The 17,277-nt window shown below is 30.4% G+C and carries 14 protein-coding genes and 2 tRNA genes; 13 read left to right on the top strand and 3 right to left on the bottom strand.

The features are described 5' to 3' along the window. Positions 1-202 precede the first annotated feature (202 nt). Complete coding sequence (clpB, locus tag ABNT14_RS05525) at positions 203-2,821, top strand: ATP-dependent chaperone ClpB (protein WP_101903719.1); 2,619 nt, start codon at positions 203-205, stop codon at positions 2,819-2,821. A gap of 201 nt (positions 2,822-3,022) precedes the next feature. Here the strand turns inward: clpB and ABNT14_RS05520 are convergent, their stop codons facing one another. After that, positions 3,023-3,688 (bottom strand): OmpW/AlkL family protein, encoded by a 666-nt coding sequence (locus tag ABNT14_RS05520; RefSeq protein ID WP_101903718.1) that lies wholly within the window; start codon positions 3,686-3,688, stop codon positions 3,023-3,025. Positions 3,689-3,867: 179 nt separating this feature from the next. On the opposite strand from ABNT14_RS05520, the gene smpB reads away from it, so the two are divergent. The 5 genes from smpB (at position 3,868) to ABNT14_RS05495 (ending at position 7,600) form a co-directional block, all read left to right on the top strand. Further along, positions 3,868-4,326, top strand: coding sequence for an SsrA-binding protein SmpB (smpB, locus tag ABNT14_RS05515; RefSeq protein ID WP_180947692.1), 459 nt, complete (start codon positions 3,868-3,870; stop codon positions 4,324-4,326). Between the two features lie 19 nt (positions 4,327-4,345). Further along, entirely contained in the window at positions 4,346-5,242 is an 897-nt protein-coding gene (locus ABNT14_RS05510; RefSeq protein WP_145993595.1) for a hypothetical protein, read from the top strand. A 3-nt stretch (positions 5,243-5,245) separates the two neighbouring features. After that, positions 5,246-5,827 carry a Maf-like protein gene (locus ABNT14_RS05505; RefSeq protein WP_101903716.1) on the top strand — a complete coding sequence of 194 codons (582 nt, stop codon included), beginning with the start codon at positions 5,246-5,248 and terminating at the stop codon, positions 5,825-5,827. 70 nt (positions 5,828-5,897) lie between these two features. Then, entirely contained in the window at positions 5,898-6,848 is a 951-nt protein-coding gene (locus ABNT14_RS05500; RefSeq protein WP_101903715.1) for a transketolase family protein, read from the top strand. 125 nt (positions 6,849-6,973) lie between these two features. Continuing rightward, a complete protein-coding gene (locus ABNT14_RS05495) occupies positions 6,974-7,600 on the top strand; it encodes a porin family protein (RefSeq protein ID WP_101903714.1) in 627 nt (208 codons plus the stop codon). Positions 7,601-7,669: 69 nt separating this feature from the next. On the opposite strand, the gene ABNT14_RS05490 is transcribed toward ABNT14_RS05495, so the two are convergent. Then, on the bottom strand, positions 7,670-8,533 hold the full coding sequence (locus tag ABNT14_RS05490) for a peptidylprolyl isomerase (protein ID WP_101903713.1): 864 nt from the start codon (positions 8,531-8,533) through the stop codon (positions 7,670-7,672). A 79-nt stretch (positions 8,534-8,612) separates the two neighbouring features. Between ABNT14_RS05490 and ABNT14_RS05485 the strand changes: the two genes are divergently transcribed. Together ABNT14_RS05485 and ABNT14_RS05480 are read left to right on the top strand one after the other, a co-directional pair. Further along, complete coding sequence (locus ABNT14_RS05485) at positions 8,613-9,029, top strand: RNA-binding S4 domain-containing protein (RefSeq protein ID WP_101903712.1); 417 nt, start codon at positions 8,613-8,615, stop codon at positions 9,027-9,029. 65 nt (positions 9,030-9,094) lie between these two features. After that, complete coding sequence (locus ABNT14_RS05480; protein WP_101903711.1) at positions 9,095-9,598, top strand: phosphoribosyltransferase domain-containing protein; 504 nt, start codon at positions 9,095-9,097, stop codon at positions 9,596-9,598. A gap of 12 nt (positions 9,599-9,610) precedes the next feature. Here ABNT14_RS05480 and ABNT14_RS05475 read toward each other — a convergent pair whose 3' ends face one another. After that, positions 9,611-10,129: a shikimate kinase gene (locus ABNT14_RS05475; RefSeq protein WP_101903710.1), complete on the bottom strand. Its 519-nt coding sequence runs from the start codon at positions 10,127-10,129 to the stop codon at positions 9,611-9,613. Positions 10,130-10,250: 121 nt separating this feature from the next. On the opposite strand from ABNT14_RS05475, the gene ABNT14_RS05470 reads away from it, so the two are divergent. The 5 genes from ABNT14_RS05470 (at position 10,251) to ABNT14_RS05450 (ending at position 17,267) form a co-directional block, all read left to right on the top strand. After that, positions 10,251-10,323, top strand: a tRNA-Lys gene (locus ABNT14_RS05470). A gap of 42 nt (positions 10,324-10,365) precedes the next feature. After that, positions 10,366-10,449: transfer RNA gene (locus tag ABNT14_RS05465), tRNA-Leu, on the top strand. Between the two features lie 136 nt (positions 10,450-10,585). Then, positions 10,586-11,368 (top strand): carboxypeptidase-like regulatory domain-containing protein, encoded by a 783-nt coding sequence (locus ABNT14_RS05460; protein ID WP_101903709.1) that lies wholly within the window; start codon positions 10,586-10,588, stop codon positions 11,366-11,368. A gap of 147 nt (positions 11,369-11,515) precedes the next feature. Beyond that, positions 11,516-15,229, top strand: coding sequence for a phosphoribosylformylglycinamidine synthase (gene purL, locus ABNT14_RS05455; RefSeq protein ID WP_101903708.1), 3,714 nt, complete (start codon positions 11,516-11,518; stop codon positions 15,227-15,229). Positions 15,230-16,862: 1,633 nt separating this feature from the next. Continuing rightward, positions 16,863-17,267, top strand: a complete 405-nt coding sequence (locus ABNT14_RS05450; protein WP_101903707.1) for a helix-turn-helix domain-containing protein — start codon at positions 16,863-16,865, stop codon at positions 17,265-17,267. Positions 17,268-17,277 lie beyond the last annotated feature (10 nt).

Below are 17,277 nucleotides of genomic sequence, written 5' to 3'. Positions count from 1 at the left end.
ATTAACAGCGTCAAACAGCATTAAAAAGATGCCAAAAAGTCATCTAAAGATGATTTTTAAAGGTTTTTGAATGACAAAATGTCTTTAAACTAATTTTATGCTTTTTAAAAAGATTAAAAATTCTACTTGGTACTACTTTTGATTTTAGTCACTTCAATAAATAAAAAATGAAAAAGTTAATTAATTAAAATAATTTTAAATTATGAACTTGAATAATTATACAACAAAATCACAAGAAACCATACAAAAAGCCCAGCAGATAGCGCAAGAGTATGGACATCAGCAATTAGAAAACGAACATATTTTTAAAGCCTTATTTTCTGTCGATGAAAACGTATTGCCTTTTATTCTGAAGAAATTAAATATTAATATTACTCTTTTAAAGCAAATTTTAGATAAACAATTAGAAGGATTTCCTAAAGTTTCTGGAGGAGAATTAATGTTGTCGAAACAAGCGAATAAAGCGTTAAATGAAGCGTCAATTATTGCTAAAAAAATGAACGATGAATACGTTTCTATTGAACATTTAATTTTAGCAATTTTCAAATCTAAAAGTCAAATAGCACAGGTTTTAAAAGACCAAGGCGTTACTGAAAAAAGCTTGACGGCTACTATTGATGAATTGCGAAAAGGTGAACGAGTTACTTCTCAAAGTGCCGAAGAAACCTATAATTCTTTAAATAAATATGCCAATAATTTAAATAAATTAGCACAAGACGGAAAATTAGACCCTGTAATTGGTCGTGATGAAGAAATCCGCAGATTATTGCAAATTTTATCTCGAAGAACAAAAAACAATCCAATTTTAGTGGGAGAACCTGGAACAGGAAAAACCGCTATCGCCGAAGGTTTAGCACACAGAATTATCCGTGGTGATGTTCCTGAAAATTTAAAAGATAAAGTGATTTATTCACTGGATATGGGAGCCTTAATTGCAGGTGCAAAATATAAAGGAGAATTTGAAGAACGTTTAAAATCTGTCGTAAAAGAAGTTACAGCATCCGAAGGAGATATTGTTTTGTTTATTGATGAAATACACACCTTAGTTGGTGCGGGTGGCGGTGATGGTGCCATGGATGCCGCAAATATTTTAAAACCTGCCCTAGCTCGTGGCGAATTACGAGCAATCGGAGCTACTACGTTAGATGAATATCAAAAGTATTTTGAAAAAGATAAAGCCTTAGAGCGTCGTTTTCAAAAAGTAATTGTTGATGAACCTGATACCGAAAGTGCTATTTCTATCCTTCGAGGGATTAAAGAAAAATACGAAGCACATCATAAAGTACGTATTAAAGATGAAGCGATTATAGGTTCAGTTGAATTATCGCAACGTTATATTACCAATCGATTTTTACCAGATAAAGCCATCGATTTAATGGACGAATCGGCGGCTAAATTGCGTATGGAAATGAATTCTAAACCTGAAAATTTAGATATCCTTGACCGTAAAATAATGCAATTAGAAATTGAAATTGAAGCAATTAAACGTGAAAATGATGTTGTTAAATTAAAATTTTTAAATGAAGATGTTGCTAATTTAAAAGAAGAACGCAATGAAATAAACGCAAAATGGCAATCAGAAAAAGCCGTGGTAGATACGGTTCAACAATTAAAAACGGATATCGAAAATTATAATTTAGAAGCTGATAAAGCCGAGCGAAATGGCGATTACGGTAAAGTTGCCGAATTACGCTACGGAAAAATTAAAGAAGCTCAAAAATCACTAGAAGAACAGCAAGCTATTTTAGAAAATCAACGTGAAAATTCTTTAATTAAAGAAGAAGTTACTTACGAAGATATTGCCGAAGTTGTGGCAAAATGGACAGGCGTTCCTGTTACTAAAATGATTCAGTCGGAACGTGAAAAATTATTAAAACTAGAAGATGAATTACACAAACGTGTTGTAGGACAGCAAGAAGCAATTACAGCAGTTTCTGATGCGGTTCGTCGTTCAAGAGCAGGTTTGCAAAACCCGAACAAACCCTTAGGAAGTTTTTTATTTTTAGGAACTACAGGAGTCGGAAAAACAGAATTAGCAAAAGCCTTAGCCGATTATTTGTTTGATGATGAAAATGCCATGACTCGTATTGATATGAGTGAATATCAGGAGCGTCATTCGGTGAGCCGATTAGTCGGAGCACCTCCAGGATACGTTGGTTATGACGAAGGTGGACAATTAACAGAGGCAGTTCGTAGAAAGCCTTATTCTGTCGTCCTGTTAGATGAAATTGAAAAAGCACATCCTGATACGTTTAATGTTTTATTACAAGTTTTAGATGAAGGACGTTTAACGGATAACAAAGGGCGTGTTGCCGATTTTAAAAACACTATCATTATTATGACCTCTAACATGGGAAGTCATTTAATTCAAGAGAAATTTGAAGGTTTCGATGCTTTAAAAGATGATGTTGATGTCGCTATGGATTCAGCTAAAACCGATGTTTTAGGATTATTAAAACAAACCGTCCGCCCTGAGTTTATCAATAGAATTGATGATATTATCTTGTTTACGCCTTTATCAGAAAAAGATATTAAACAGATTGTACGCATACAATTAAACGGTGTTAAAAAGATGATAGCCGAACAACATATTACTTTAGATGCCACTGATGATGCCGTTGCATATCTGGCTAAAAAAGGATATCAACCAGAATTTGGTGCAAGACCTGTAAAGCGTGTGATTCAAAAAGAAGTATTAAATCAATTATCGAAAGAAATATTATCAGGAAATATTACCACTGATAGTGTGATTCTATTAGATGCCTTTGATGATAATTTGGTTTTTAGAAATCAAACTGTTACACTAGAAACTACTATTTAAATTTATTAATTACTAGCTAAAATCTAACTAAAATCAAAAGAGCTACCTTTTTAGGGTAGCTCTTTTTTCGTTGTTTGTTTTTGTTCTTTTCTTTTTTTAGCAATAGGATAATACTGTAACTGTTTACTGTAATAACGGTATTAACAATTTTTTTCTTTTTCTTCGCTCTTTTTTTCTCGCTTTATTGTTGTTTGTTAAAGCTTAAAATCTCATACCAACACCAAAACCTACTAAAATAGGATTGATATCAACATCGGCAGTTACCGTAGCAATTCCTGCATTTACAGTAACATCAGTACTTAATCCGATGTATTTTGCATCAACATTTAAAAACCAAGTGTCGTTTAAATCATAATCGAAACCTAATTGAGCAGCGTATCCGAAGGCGTTATCGTAATCAACATCAATAACACCTCCTGGATTTGCATCGTAAAAAATAGTGTAATTTATCCCTGCTCCTACATACGGTCTGAATTTGTTCATTCCTGTAAAATGATACTGAACTGTTAAGGTTGGAGGCAATAACCAAACATCGCCTAAATTTACATTTCCTAAAGTTGTTGCTGTTGCTTTAACATCGTGCTGTGTTGTTCCTAAAATTAATTCTGCCGCAATATTTTCGGTGAAAAAATACGTAAAATCTAATTCTGGAATAAAACTTTGTGTAATATCAACATCGCCTCCAATAGTTTCTATCGTTGCCGATTCGTTTGGTAATACACTAACCCATCTGAAACGAGCTTGCCATTTTTTGTCCGTTTTTGTCGTGTTTTTTAAACCCTTCTTTGAACTTTCTTGAGCATTTGCATTATTTACATTGGTAAAAAATAACACGCCTAAAGCAATACTTAAAAAAACTTTTTTCATGATTAATTATTTTAAAAATATACTACAAAATTACCTTATCAAATAACTATAATAAATGACTAAAATCATAGTTTGTTAAAATTATTTTACACAATCCTCCTTGTTACTCTTACTTGCACTCCGCTAAAAAAAGCTTAAAAATTATATGGATTATATTATATCGTTATATTTGCAGTATTATGCAAAAAAAAATCAACATACAGAATAAAAAGGCTCGTTTTGAATACGAGATAATCGATAAATATACCGCAGGAATTCAGCTTACAGGTACTGAAATTAAATCTATACGACTTAGTAAGGCTCGAATAACAGAAAGTTTTTGTGAATTTAATGAACAAGGAGAGCTTTTTGTAGTTAATATGTATATCGAAGAATATTCCTTTGGAAATCATTTTAATCATAAAACAACAAGTGAACGTCGTTTATTATTGAATAAAAATGAACTCAAAAAATTAGCTCGTGAAGTCGAGGCAAAAGGAAATACCATTGTTCCGTTAAAATTATTTATCAATAATAATGGATGGGCAAAATTAGATATCGCTTTAGCTAGAGGAAAAAAGACGCATGATAAACGCCAGACCATGAAAGACCGTGACAATAAGAGAGACTTAGCACGTATTAAAAAAGATTTCAATTAAAATTTAACTAAGAAAACTAATGATGATAAATACGTTGCTTAAGGTAATTCGATGGAAATTACTTTTATACTTTGCATTTGTATTTTTCTTGTTTAAGTATTGTTTTTTATACGGTTATGGTTTTGAAACAATACTTTCTTTTTTTGATGCAGGTATTTTAACAAGCGCACTATTATTACTAATAGCCTCTAGCTATTTAGTTATTTTTTACAATGAAAAACAAATTGGTAAAGCAAATAATATTTTTTTACCATATTCAAAAATATATGCTGTCAGTTTTGGTCTTTTAGGTTTTTTTCTAAGTACATTATTATGTTTTAAAATTGAAAAACCTAGTTATAGCTTTTTATTTTTAATTTTCTTTTCAATAATTATTAGCTATTCTAAAAAAATTATTGAAAAAACATTTATGAGTAATATATTAAGACCTTTTTTACGGTCTTTTTTTATGTTATTTGTTTGTTGGTTTGATATGCCTATAAACACTACCTCAGCAACTCAATTTGAGTTAATTTTTAACTTACAAATTATTCTTTCAATATATATTATTGCTTTTTTTTTAACAAATATTGTTAGAGGAATTATTATAGATATCATTAACTATGATAATAAAAGCAAAAATGAAACTTTACCTTTTTTATTAGGGCGAAATAGGGCTAAAAAAACAGCTTTAATCATAACTGTTTTTATTTGTTTTAACTTCTTGTTAATCCCTTTCTTATATGTTGAAAATACTTATATACGCTTATTAATACTTTCTCTAACGGTTTTTTATAGTTTGTTTTTTTATTACTACTTACTACGAGCATCAACTACATCTAATTACATTTTTTTATTAAAAACACTAAATATTGGTTTTGTGCTTACATTTTTAAGCATCCCTATTTTATCTTACTACCTTAAATCTTATTTATAAAACATGTTAGCCAGTAAACTATCAAAATACACGGTAATTTTAGCTTCAAAATCACCTAGAAGACAACAATTAATTAAAGACCTAAACATTCCTTTTATCATTAAAACAAAAGAAGTTGAAGAAGTTTATCCGAAGCATTTAAAAGGCACAGAAATTGCTGATTTTTTAGCTGATTTAAAAGCAGAACCTTTTAAAGATGAACTAACTCAAACCGATCTTTTAATAACTTCGGATACCATTGTTTGGCACAATAATAAAGCGTTGGGCAAGCCAAAAGATTATAATGATGCTTTTAAAATGCTTAAAAACCTATCTGATAATACACATCAAGTGATTACTTCTATCTGTATTTCAAATAAAAACTTCAAGAAAATTTTTAACGACACCACTAATGTCACCTTTAAAAAATTATCTGATGATGAGGTTCATTACTATATAGAAAATTTCCAACCTTTTGATAAAGCGGGTGCTTACGGCATTCAAGAATGGATTGGTAAAGTTGCAATTACAAAAATTGAAGGCAGTTATTTTAACGTAATGGGCTTTCCTATTCATAAACTTTACAAAGAATTAATAAATTTATAGTTCTATTGTAGTTCTATTTTTTTTTAAAAGATTATTTTTGGCAAGTATTTACAACAACACAACTCAACTGATGAAAAAATATACTTATACTGAAAAAAAAGATACCCGATCTGGGTTTGGTGATGGTTTAACAGAATTAGGAAAAACAAATCCTAATGTAGTTGCCTTATGTGCCGATTTAACAGGGTCTTTAAAAATGGGCGATTTTAAAAATAATCATCCAGAGCGTTTCTTTCAAATAGGGATTGCTGAAGCCAATATGATTGGTATTGCAGCTGGTTTAACAATTGGTGGTAAAATTCCATTTACAGGAACATTTGCAAACTTTTCAACAGGGCGTGTTTATGACCAAATTCGTCAATCTGTAGCCTATTCTGATAAAAACGTTAAAATTTGTGCTTCACACGCTGGTTTAACCTTAGGTGAAGACGGTGCTACGCATCAAATTTTAGAAGATATCGGGTTAATGAAAATGTTACCTGGTATGACAGTAATTAATACCTGTGATTATAGCCAAACAAAAGCAGCTACCTTAGCAATTGCAGAACACCAAGGACCTGTATATTTACGTTTCGGTCGTCCAAAAGTGCCTGTTTTTATGACTGATGAGCCTTTTATCATTGGTAAAGGAATTCAAATGACCCAAGGAACTGATGTAACTATTGTTGCCACTGGGCATTTAGTTTGGGAAGCTTTACAGGCTGCCGAGCAATTAGAAGCAAAAGGAATTTCTGCAGAAGTAATAAACATTCACACAATTAAACCGTTGGATGAAGAAATTATTTTAAAATCTGTAGCAAAAACAGGATGTATTGTAACTGCTGAAGAGCATAATAAATTTGGAGGTTTAGGTGAAAGCGTTGCACGTTGTTTAGCAACCAACACACCTACTCCACAAGAATTTGTAGCGGTTAATGATAGTTTTGGTGAATCGGCAACTCCTGATGAATTGATGGAAAAATACGGTTTAAACGATAAAGCAATCATTCAAGCAGTTGAAAAAGTGATTTCGAGAAAATAATATTTTTTCACACATTTTATAATACATGAAAAGCATCATTTTTTATAAATGATGCTTTTTTTATCTTTATTTATTATCAAGAAAACAGAAAATTAATTAATAATAACTACTTAAAATTAAAAACAATGAAAAAAATTATCTTAGGAGCACTTCTTTTTATAGGAGCTACACAAATGCAAGGTCAAACAAAATTCGGTATAAAAGGAGGAATTAATTACAATTCAGATTCTTTTTCAGATGTTAAAAACGATGTTCTTTCGGGCGGTGAAAGTAAAACAGGTTTTCATGCAGGGGTCTTTTTAAGAGGTAAAATCCCTATTATCGGTTTATTTATTCAGCCAGAATTAGTGTATACTCAGTTAAATAGCGATGTTGTTTTTACACCAAGTATTACATCTTCCCCTATAAAAACATCGTATTCTTTTAGAAAAATTGATGTTCCTGTATTAATTGGTAAAAAAATAGGTGGTGTAGGACGTGTTTTTGCAGGGCCTGCTTTTCAATATGTTATTGAAGGAGATTTTGACACCGATAAAATTAAAGATGTAAAAGCTGATGGTTTTTCAGTAGGAATGCAATTAGGTGCAGGTGTTGATTTAGGGAAGTTCGGTATTGATGTTCGTTGGGAAAGAGCTTTTTCAGATACCCAAAGTGAATTAATTAATAAAACAGCTGCGAGTCCAAGTAATACAAAAATTGAATTTGATACCCGTGTAAATCAAATTATTGTAGGTGTTTCTTATATGTTTTAAATAAAATTTAAAGCAAAAAAAATCCTGAACAAATTGTTCAGGATTTTTTTATTTTTTTTAAAAAAAATATTATCTAATAAATCTATTTAAAAAATCAGGTACAGAAGGTCTTGTTGCATCGCTAAAATTACTCAGCGGATCACCACCTTGCTTATTAACCTCCTCTTTAGTTAATTTCCCATCTCCGTCATCATCATTGTCTAAATAATTAGGAACTCTATCGTTATCAGAATCATCATTCCAAGGTTTCCCATCACCGTTTACATCTTCTTTAATAGAAGGCACATTATCTAAATCATGGTCTGTATCTTCTACAATATCATGTAATTTAACCATATAAAGTAAATTTTTATTAGCTAAAGCCCCTGCATTTCTATAAGATAATCCTGAAGGAACTAAGAAAAAACCTTCACCAGCACCCTCGTATAAATTAGGAGCGTTGTCTTGTTTTTTTAAGACGCCTCCTTTAAAATGCGTGAAACCATACAACCAGCCTCTAACAGCAATTTGTTGTGCATTAAACCAAGTTGGTGTTTCTAAATCTTGTTCTTTTACTAATTTATCTGAGACAACTAATGAACTTAATCTATACGTTGTTAAAACAGAATCAACAACAGTAGTATTTTTCTTGGTTGATATTCCTTGTTTTTTTACGAAATGATAATAGGTATAATCTAAATCGTATTCATTTACCGTTTCGGTTTTTAATCGACTATCGGTAAATAAGGCTGTTTTTCCTTTAATTAAAGGCTTTATAGAGTCAACATCATCTTTATAATAATGCGTTTTTAAGAATTCAACAAGGATGTCGCTATCTTTTACTGCTTGCGCCTCATGGTCAAAACGAACAATAGTTCTTCCATTATCTGATCCGCAGGAATACAGAAAAATACTAGTTACTGCGAAATAAAAAAGGTGTTTAAATTTTATCATTTAATTCTGAAATTTTAACTTGCAATTTACCATTTTTATACCTTTGTAAAAAACTAAAAGATAAATTTTAACTTTTATTATGAGAATTGATAAATACTTGTGGTGTATCCGCTTTTTTAAAACCCGAAGTATCGCTACTGATACCTGTAAAAAAGGACACGTTAAAATTAATGGTGTTAAATTAAAACCATCAAAAGAAATCTTCGGGAATGAAGAAATAAGCATTCGAAAGAATCAAATAAATTATAAGATAAAAGTCTTAGACATACCTGATAGTCGTGTTGGCGCTAAGTTGGTTGATTTATACCGAAAAGATTTAACCCCAAAAGAAGAGTTTGATAGAACTGCTTTATTGAAATATTCAAAAGATTATTATCGAAAAAAAGGCGCAGGAAGACCTACCAAAAAAGACAGAAGAGATATTGATGATTATGGTAATTCTGAAATTAATACCGACAATAGTTTTGAAGAGGATTCTGATCAAAATGACAATTAATCAGGTTAAAATTACCGTAATTTGTAATATCTTTATCTTTTCTTTTTAAATTTTTAAATAAAAAAATGAACGTATCAGACTCTATTATATTAAACAACCTACAAGTTGAACAAAAAATCCGTCGTATTGCCTTTCAAATTTACGAAAGTAATAGCGATGAAAAAGAAATTATCATTGCAGGAATTGCTAATAATGGCTATTTATTTGCTGAAAAAATACACAAAGTATTATCGGAAATATCGCCTTTAAAAATCGAATTATGCAAGGTTTTTATCGATAAAAAAAATCCTATAAAACCAATAACCACCTCTTTATCGGTTGAACAATACGAAAATAAATCATTGGTTTTAATTGATGATGTTTTAAATTCTGGAACTACCTTAATTTATGCGGTAAAGCATTTTTTAGACGTTCCATTAAAGCGTTTTAAAACCGCTGTTTTGGTGAACAGAAACCACAAGAAATATCCTGTAAAAGCCGATTTTAAAGGGATTTCTCTTTCAACCTCAACCAAAGAACACGTTGTTGTTGAATTTAAAAACAACCAAACACTAGTTTATTTAACCTAGAATTTAAGTTTATTAATCTACTAAAAGCGCTAATTCAGTAACAATTTCCGTTACTTTTTTAGCGTCAACAGTTAGCAAATGCTTTGCTTGATGATAAAAATAACTTCGTTCAAATAAATGTTTGGCAATAAACTCGTGTAAATCTTCTTCTTTTAGTCGTGCTACTAAGGGTCTTTGATTTTTTTCATTAGTCAATCGCTGTACGATTGTAGCAATACTTGTTTTTAAATAAACGGATGTTGCGTTTTTATCAGCAATCAGAATATCCATATTACTCGCATAACAAGGCGTGCCACCTCCTAACGACACAACAAAATCTTGTTTTAAGGCTAAAATTTCTTTTAAATAGAAGTGTTCTTGTTTTCGAAAGTAAATTTCTCCTTTCGTTTCAAAAATTTCAGACACAGTCATTTTTTCTTTATCCTCTATATAATCATCTAGGTCAATAAAAGGACTATTCTTTTTTTTAGCCAATAATCGACCAATTGTCGATTTTCCACTTCCCATATACCCTATTAATACTGTTTTCATAATTCTAATAATTAAGCGATTACAAATATCTTTAAAAAAATATTAAAAAAAAGAACATTTTTTTTTAATATTCAATATAACCGTTGTATATTTGCAACCGCTTAGACAAATAAGCAAAAATGACCTGGTAGCTCAGTTGGTAGAGCATCTCCCTTTTAAGGAGAGGGTCCTGGGTTCGAGCCCCAGCCCGGTCACAAAAAGCTAAGCATTACGCTTAGCTTTTTTTATTTTAGCACGCACGTATGGCGGAATTGGTAGACGCGCAGGCTTGAGGGGCTTGTATTCGTAAGGATGTGCAAGTTCGACTCTTGTTACGTGCACTTTTTAAACTGCTTCAGATTTGAAGCAGTTTTTTTTATAAATAAGAGATAAAACCTCCTCCTAAATTATTCTTCCAATTTTTCAATTTCACAGTTTCTTAACTAATTTCATAGCAATAATCCTTATTATTGCAGCATGCAAAAAACATACTTATTTCTTACCTTACTTATATGTATCTCCTTTTCAGGGTATTCTCAGCAATTAAAAGGACAGGTTATTGATGCGAAAACCAAAAAACCGTTAAGCGCTGCGCATATTTTAAATTTAAACTCGGTTGTTGGTACTATTACCAACGAAAAAGGACTTTTTGAAGTAACATCAAAAGCAAATGATACTGTTTTAGTGTCTTTTATCGGCTTCTCTTCTATCAAATTAAAAGTAACTAACGATTTGCTAAAAGGAAACGAAGTGGTTATTTCATTACAAGAAAAACCCGAAGAGATTAAAGAAGTTGTTATTAAATCAACAGCATTAATTGGCGTTTTAGAAATAGATGTAAAACAAGTTCCTAAAGATAAATTTACACGAATCCATATCAATGGACTGCCGCAAACCTATGAAATAGGTAAACCTCAAAAAATAACATCGCCGATTTCAAAATTATTAAACCCTGTTGATTTAATCTATAACCTCTTCGGAAGAAAACCTAAGCAACTTAAAAAATTACAAAAACTAAAGAAAAAAGACGATTTACGTAAAATGCTTGCAGGTAAATTTGATAGAGAAGTAATGATGGAATATTTAGAGATGGATAAACAAGAGTTAAATAAACTGCTAACAGACTGTGATTATTCAGCCTATTTTATCAAAAAAGCAAGTGACTTACAAATAATTGAAGCCGTTTTAAATTGCTACGAAAATTACAAAGTACGTAAAAAAGGTAAAATTGAAATAAATAGAGTTCCTGATAGAAATTAAATAAAAAACAGCAAAATTTGTTGTTTTTTTTATGCGTTTACTGAATTTTATCTGTTTTTTATCTGTTTATTTAATTTGAAAATAAGTAAATTTGTCAATTAAAATTGATAAAAAAACAACACAAACACAACTTAATACAGCAAAATAATGATTCATTTCTTTGGAAACGTTAGCAGTAAAATATTTACTGTTCAAACAACAAAAGAATTATCTACAGAAACTATTTCAAAACTTACCTGGTTATTTGGAGAACAACCTAAAATAAATGAGACATCTTTAGAGCTCTTTTTTGTTGGTCCAAGAGCTGCAATGATTACTCCTTGGAGTACCAATGCCGTAGAAATAACTCAAAATATGGGTATTTCTGATATTATCAGAATAGAAGAATTTGACGTTGTTTCAGCCGATTATTCAGATTTCGACCCAATGATTTCTCAAAAATACGATGGTTTAAAACAAGATAGTTTTACAATCGATATTCAACCAGAACCAATTTTAGACATTGAAGACATTGCCACTTATAATGAAAAAGAAGGTTTGGCTTTAAGCGATGAAGAAGTTGAATATTTAGAAGGAGTAGCAACAAAAATAGGACGAAAATTAACAGATTCTGAAGTTTTTGGTTTTAGCCAAGTAAATTCAGAACATTGTCGTCATAAAATATTTAACGGAACTTTTGTTATTGATGGTGAAGAGATGCCAACATCTTTATTCAAATTGATAAAAGAAACATCTAAACAATTTCCTAACGATATTGTTTCAGCATATAAAGATAATGTTGCTTTTATAAAAGGTCCTAAAGTTGAACAATTTGCACCAAAATCGGCTGATAAGCCTGATTTTTATGAAACTAAAGAGTTTGAATCTGTAATTTCATTAAAAGCAGAAACTCACAACTTCCCTACTACTGTAGAGCCTTTTAACGGAGCTGCAACAGGTTCAGGAGGAGAAATTAGAGATAGACTTGCTGGAGGAAAAGGTTCTTTACCTTTAGCAGGAACAGCGGTTTATATGACTTCTTACTCTCGTTTAGAAGCTTCTATCGATTCAGTTAAAAATACAAGATTCTGGGAAAATAAATTTGAAGCTAGAGATTGGTTATACCAAACTCCGATGGATATTTTAATAAAAGCATCTAACGGAGCATCTGATTTTGGAAACAAATTTGGTCAGCCGTTAATTACAGGTTCTGTATTAACTTTTGAACACGAAGAAAACACTGCTTCAAGTGATGCTAAACCTAGAAAATTAGGTTTTGATAAAGTAATAATGCAAGCTGGTGGTATTGGATACGGTAAAGCTGAACAAGCATTAAAAGAGACACCTAAAGAAGGAGATAAAATTGTAATTCTTGGTGGTGAAAACTATAGAATTGGTATGGGTGGTGCTGCAGTTTCATCTGCAGATACTGGTGAATTTGCTTCAGGAATTGAATTAAACGCCGTACAGCGTTCGAATCCTGAAATGCAAAAACGTGCCGCTAACGCCGTTCGTGGAATGGTAGAAAGCGATGAGAACTTTATCGTTTCGATTCATGACCATGGTGCTGGTGGACATTTAAACTGTTTATCTGAATTAGTGGAAGATACTGGAGGTAAAATCAATTTAGATAACTTACCTGTTGGAGACCCTACTTTATCAGCAAAAGAAATTATCGGAAACGAGTCTCAAGAAAGAATGGGATTAGTTATCGCTGAAAAACATATTGATACTTTACAAAAAATTGCTGAACGTGAGCGTTCTCCAATATATACTGTTGGTGATGTTACTGGTGATAATCGTTTTACTTTTGAATCTGAAACTAAAGGTGATAAACCTATGGATTTAGCTTTAGAAGATATGTTTGGTAGTTCTCCTAAAACTGTTTTAACTGATAAAACTATTGTAAGAAATTACAAAAATTCAAGATATAAAACGAAGAATTTAAACATCTATTTAAATCAAGTTTTACAATTAGAAGCAGTTGCTTGTAAAGATTGGTTAACCAATAAAGTTGATAGATGTGTTGGTGGTAAAGTAGCAAAACAACAATGTGTTGGTCCTTTACAAATTCCTTTAAATAATGTTGGTGTTATGGCACTAGATTATAACGGAAAAGAAGGAATTGCAACTACTATAGGACACTCGCCTATTTCTGCATTAATTAACCCTGCAGCAGGTAGTAGAAATTCAATTGCAGAATCATTAACAAATATTATTTGGGCACCTTTAAAAGATAATTTAGCTTCGGTTTCTTTATCAGCAAATTGGATGTGGCCTTGTAAAAATGAAGGTGAAGATGCTCGTTTATATAAAGCGGTAAAAGCTATTTCTGAGTTATCTATTGATTTAGGTATCAACGTGCCAACAGGAAAGGATTCTTTATCAATGAAACAGAAATACAAGGAAGATGAAGTGATTTCCCCAGGTACTGTAATAATCTCTGCAACAGCAAATTGCAACAACCTATCTAAAGTAGTAGAACCTGTTTTACAAAAAAATGGAGAAAGCATTTATTATATCAATATTTCGCAAGATTCTTTCAAATTAGGTGGTAGTTCTTTCAATCAAGTGTTAAATACTATTGGAAATGAAGCTCCAGATATTACAAATGCAGCCTTCTTAAAAGATGCTTTTAATACGATTCAAAATTTAATTAAAGCTGATAAAATTTCTGCTGGACACGATGTTGCTTCTGGTGGATTATTAACTACTTTATTAGAAATGTGTTTTGCTGATGTTAATTTAGGAGCTGATTTCGATATCTCTTCTTTAAACGAAGAAGATTCATTAAAAGTTTTATTTGCTGAAAATGCAGGAATTGTTTTTCAAGCTGATGCTTCAGTAGAAACTATTTTATCAGAAAATAATATTGAGTTCTTCACTATTGGAACAGCAAATGATTCAGGTAAAGTTACCATTAAAAATAATGAAGATAATTTCTCTTTTGATGTTTCTGAAGTTAGAGATACTTGGTATAAAACTTCTTATTTATTAGACGACAAGCAAACTGCAAATGGTTTAGCTAAAAATAGGTTTGACAACTATAAAAATCAACCTTTAAAATACACTTTCCCTACTAATTTTACAGGAAAAATTGCAGATGTTTTAGGTTCTTCGGATAAAAAAGACAGACCAAAAGCAGCTATTATTCGTGAAAAGGGTTCAAACTCTGAACGTGAAATGGCAAATGCAATGTATTTAGCTGGTTTCGATGTTAAAGATGTTCACATGACAGATTTAATTTCTGGTCGTGAAACTTTAGAAGATATTCAATTTATTGGAGCTGTTGGTGGTTTTTCTAATTCTGATGTTTTAGGTTCTGCAAAAGGTTGGGCTGGAGCATTTTTATATAATGAAAAAGCAAATACCGCTTTAAAGAATTTCTTTAAACGTGAAGACACTTTATCTGTAGGAATTTGTAATGGTGCTCAATTATGGATGGAATTAGATTTAATCAATCCTGATCATAAAGTACATGGTCGATTAGTTCATAACGATTCTAAGAAACATGAAAGCTCATTTACTTCTGTTAAAATTCAAGAGAATAATTCGGTAATGTTATCTTCTTTAGCAGGAACTGAATTAGGTGTTTGGATTTCTCATGGTGAAGGTAAATTTAACTTACCAGAAGCAGAAACGAATTATAGTATCGTAGCTAAATATGGATATGAAGGTTATCCTAATAATCCTAATGGTTCAGATTATAACACAGCAATGTTATGTGATGCTACAGGTCGTCATTTAGTAACAATGCCACATATTGAACGTTCAACTTTCCAATGGAACTGGGCAAACTACCCTGCCGGAAGAAAAGACGAAGTTTCACCTTGGTTAGAAGCATTTGTAAATGCTAAAACTTGGATTGAAAATAAGAAATAAATCAAACATTTTTTTTAGTACCTACCTTATATAAAATAATCATAATTTTTTATTTTGTTAAGCCTGAACAAATTGTTCAGGCTTTTTTTATTTTACGATTCCTTTTCATTTTAAGAGATTAAATTAAAACTAAATTATCGTCATGCTGAATTTAATTTCAGCATCGTATCAACCAGGAGTAATTACGGCAAATTAGGATATAAAATATAAACCTAAAACAAACTCCTTTTGTCCGATTTAATTTCTTACCTTATTTTAGCCTACTATTTCTATATTATTTTTTTTGAAGCAATTTCCCGCTTTTCGCACTCGCTCTTTTTTGAAAAAAATCAAAAAAGGAGCTCAAACAATTACTTCAATCGGGGCTAGAAATTTGTGCTAAATTCAATCTTTCGATTATTTCACAGATAAAATTACGGATTTTTTAGTATCCATTTATTTTAAGGTCAAAGTTAACACCAACATAAAAAGTTCAAATTATCGATACATTTTAATTCCTTTAACAATTCGATTCCTTACCATTCTGTTATGTATGTTACAAAGTTTTTTTTTAACAGATAAACATCATACTGAATTACTTTATTTGCATCAACAGATACAATAAAGATGTGAATCTGAAATCTGAAATAAAATTCAGTTGACCGATAAATAATATTTTTTATTTTACCTGTTGTTTTTTTCAGGTGAAATTTAAAACAGGTAAATATAAAGTAAATAAAAAAACAGACAAAACAGACAAACTTCAATTTTTAATTTTTAAAAGTATGTATGAAAGTAAAGGTATATTACTATTATTTGTCCTGTAAAACTTTAACAACAAGAACATATTGATGTTTTAATAATTTACAATACTAAACAACAAAACAAACAACTTAACTTAATTTAACTTATGTAAACTGTTTTCCGGTGTCTAATAGGATATGAAAAATACAATTGTAAATCAATTGAATTACTCGTGACGCAAGCTAAATAAACACAATTGTAAATTATTATTAGCTACAATACATGCTCTTCTTTTACCACACGCACGTAAAAACTCTGACTCTTGTGATCTTCTTCACAGTTTACAATATTACATAGCTGTTCATCACTCTATATAGTTACAATAGTAATCGGTCATCTTTTGATTTGTAACCTAAAACTTTTATTTACATATGTAATATATGGATTTTGTAGATAAATTTAAAAATCTAAAACTTTTAAGATAATAATACTTTACTCGCTATTTAATATTATATTAATAAACAATTTACTGTTCCTCTCTCCTATTCGATTCGATTATATAAATAAGAAAATATAAAACTGTTAAAAAAAAAACAATTATTGTCTCCTGAATTTATTTCAGAATTTTCAGAATTCAGAATCGCTAAAGAGAAGAAAAGAACTACGGAAAATCAATTCGATTTTTCAACTACTATAAAATATAATTTTTAAATGAATAAAAATGAAATTTAAACAGGTCTTACTACACGTATTATAAAAAACTGATTGTGTTATAATATTTATAATTACAAATAAAAAACTCTTCATTTTTTAGTATTTAATAAAATATATTTTGTTAAATACTTTGTTTGTGAGTTACAAATGTGTATTTTTGACTTAGTGAACACAAATACACAAATGTAATTTAGTTATGGACATACTTATCAGATTAAAAAAAATACTTTCGTATTACAATTTAACATCGTCAACTTTTGCAGATACTATAGAGGTTCAACGCTCTAGTATATCTCATCTTCTATCTGGTAGAAATAAACCTAGTTTAGATTTTGTTATGAAAACGGTTAATAAATTTCCTGAAGTAGACTTATATTGGTTTTTATATGGCGAAGGTGAATTTCCTAAAAAAGAAAAAATTGTTGTTGTACCAGAAATTGAAGAAGATAAAGAGGAAACAAAGCCTACTCTACTCTCTCAAGATAAAAATTTAATAGAAAAAGTTGATTTAGAAATGAAGACACCTAATATCGGCGATAAAAAATTAGTTAAAATTATACTGCTGTATAACGATGGTAGTTTTAATGAATTTAATCAATAAAAAAAAAAGC

Origin of the sequence: Tenacibaculum dicentrarchi (genome assembly GCF_964036635.1) — a bacterium.
Classification (GTDB): Bacteria; Bacteroidota; Bacteroidia; order Flavobacteriales; family Flavobacteriaceae; genus Polaribacter; species Polaribacter dicentrarchi.
This window is presented reverse-complemented; position numbering and strand designations above follow the sequence as displayed.

Bases quoted from the DNA above. Each gene is read 5' to 3' on its own strand.
- ABNT14_RS05490 (WP_101903713.1), bottom strand. From the start codon at position 8,533: ATGATAAAATTTAAACACCTTTTTTATTTCGCAGTAACTAGTATTTTT.
- ABNT14_RS05480 (WP_101903711.1), top strand. From the start codon at position 9,095: ATGAACGTATCAGACTCTATTATATTAAACAACCTACAAGTTGAACAA.
- smpB (WP_180947692.1), top strand. From the start codon at position 3,868: ATGCAAAAAAAAATCAACATACAGAATAAAAAGGCTCGTTTTGAATAC.
- ABNT14_RS05495 (WP_101903714.1), top strand. From the start codon at position 6,974: ATGAAAAAAATTATCTTAGGAGCACTTCTTTTTATAGGAGCTACACAA.
- ABNT14_RS05485 (WP_101903712.1), top strand. From the start codon at position 8,613: ATGAGAATTGATAAATACTTGTGGTGTATCCGCTTTTTTAAAACCCGA.
- ABNT14_RS05520 (WP_101903718.1), bottom strand. From the start codon at position 3,688: ATGAAAAAAGTTTTTTTAAGTATTGCTTTAGGCGTGTTATTTTTTACC.
- clpB (WP_101903719.1), top strand. From the start codon at position 203: ATGAACTTGAATAATTATACAACAAAATCACAAGAAACCATACAAAAA.
- ABNT14_RS05500 (WP_101903715.1), top strand. From the start codon at position 5,898: ATGAAAAAATATACTTATACTGAAAAAAAAGATACCCGATCTGGGTTT.
- purL (WP_101903708.1), top strand. From the start codon at position 11,516: ATGATTCATTTCTTTGGAAACGTTAGCAGTAAAATATTTACTGTTCAA.
- ABNT14_RS05460 (WP_101903709.1), top strand. From the start codon at position 10,586: ATGCAAAAAACATACTTATTTCTTACCTTACTTATATGTATCTCCTTT.
- ABNT14_RS05450 (WP_101903707.1), top strand. From the start codon at position 16,863: ATGGACATACTTATCAGATTAAAAAAAATACTTTCGTATTACAATTTA.
- ABNT14_RS05475 (WP_101903710.1), bottom strand. From the start codon at position 10,129: ATGAAAACAGTATTAATAGGGTATATGGGAAGTGGAAAATCGACAATT.
- ABNT14_RS05505 (WP_101903716.1), top strand. From the start codon at position 5,246: ATGTTAGCCAGTAAACTATCAAAATACACGGTAATTTTAGCTTCAAAA.
- ABNT14_RS05510 (WP_145993595.1), top strand. From the start codon at position 4,346: ATGATGATAAATACGTTGCTTAAGGTAATTCGATGGAAATTACTTTTA.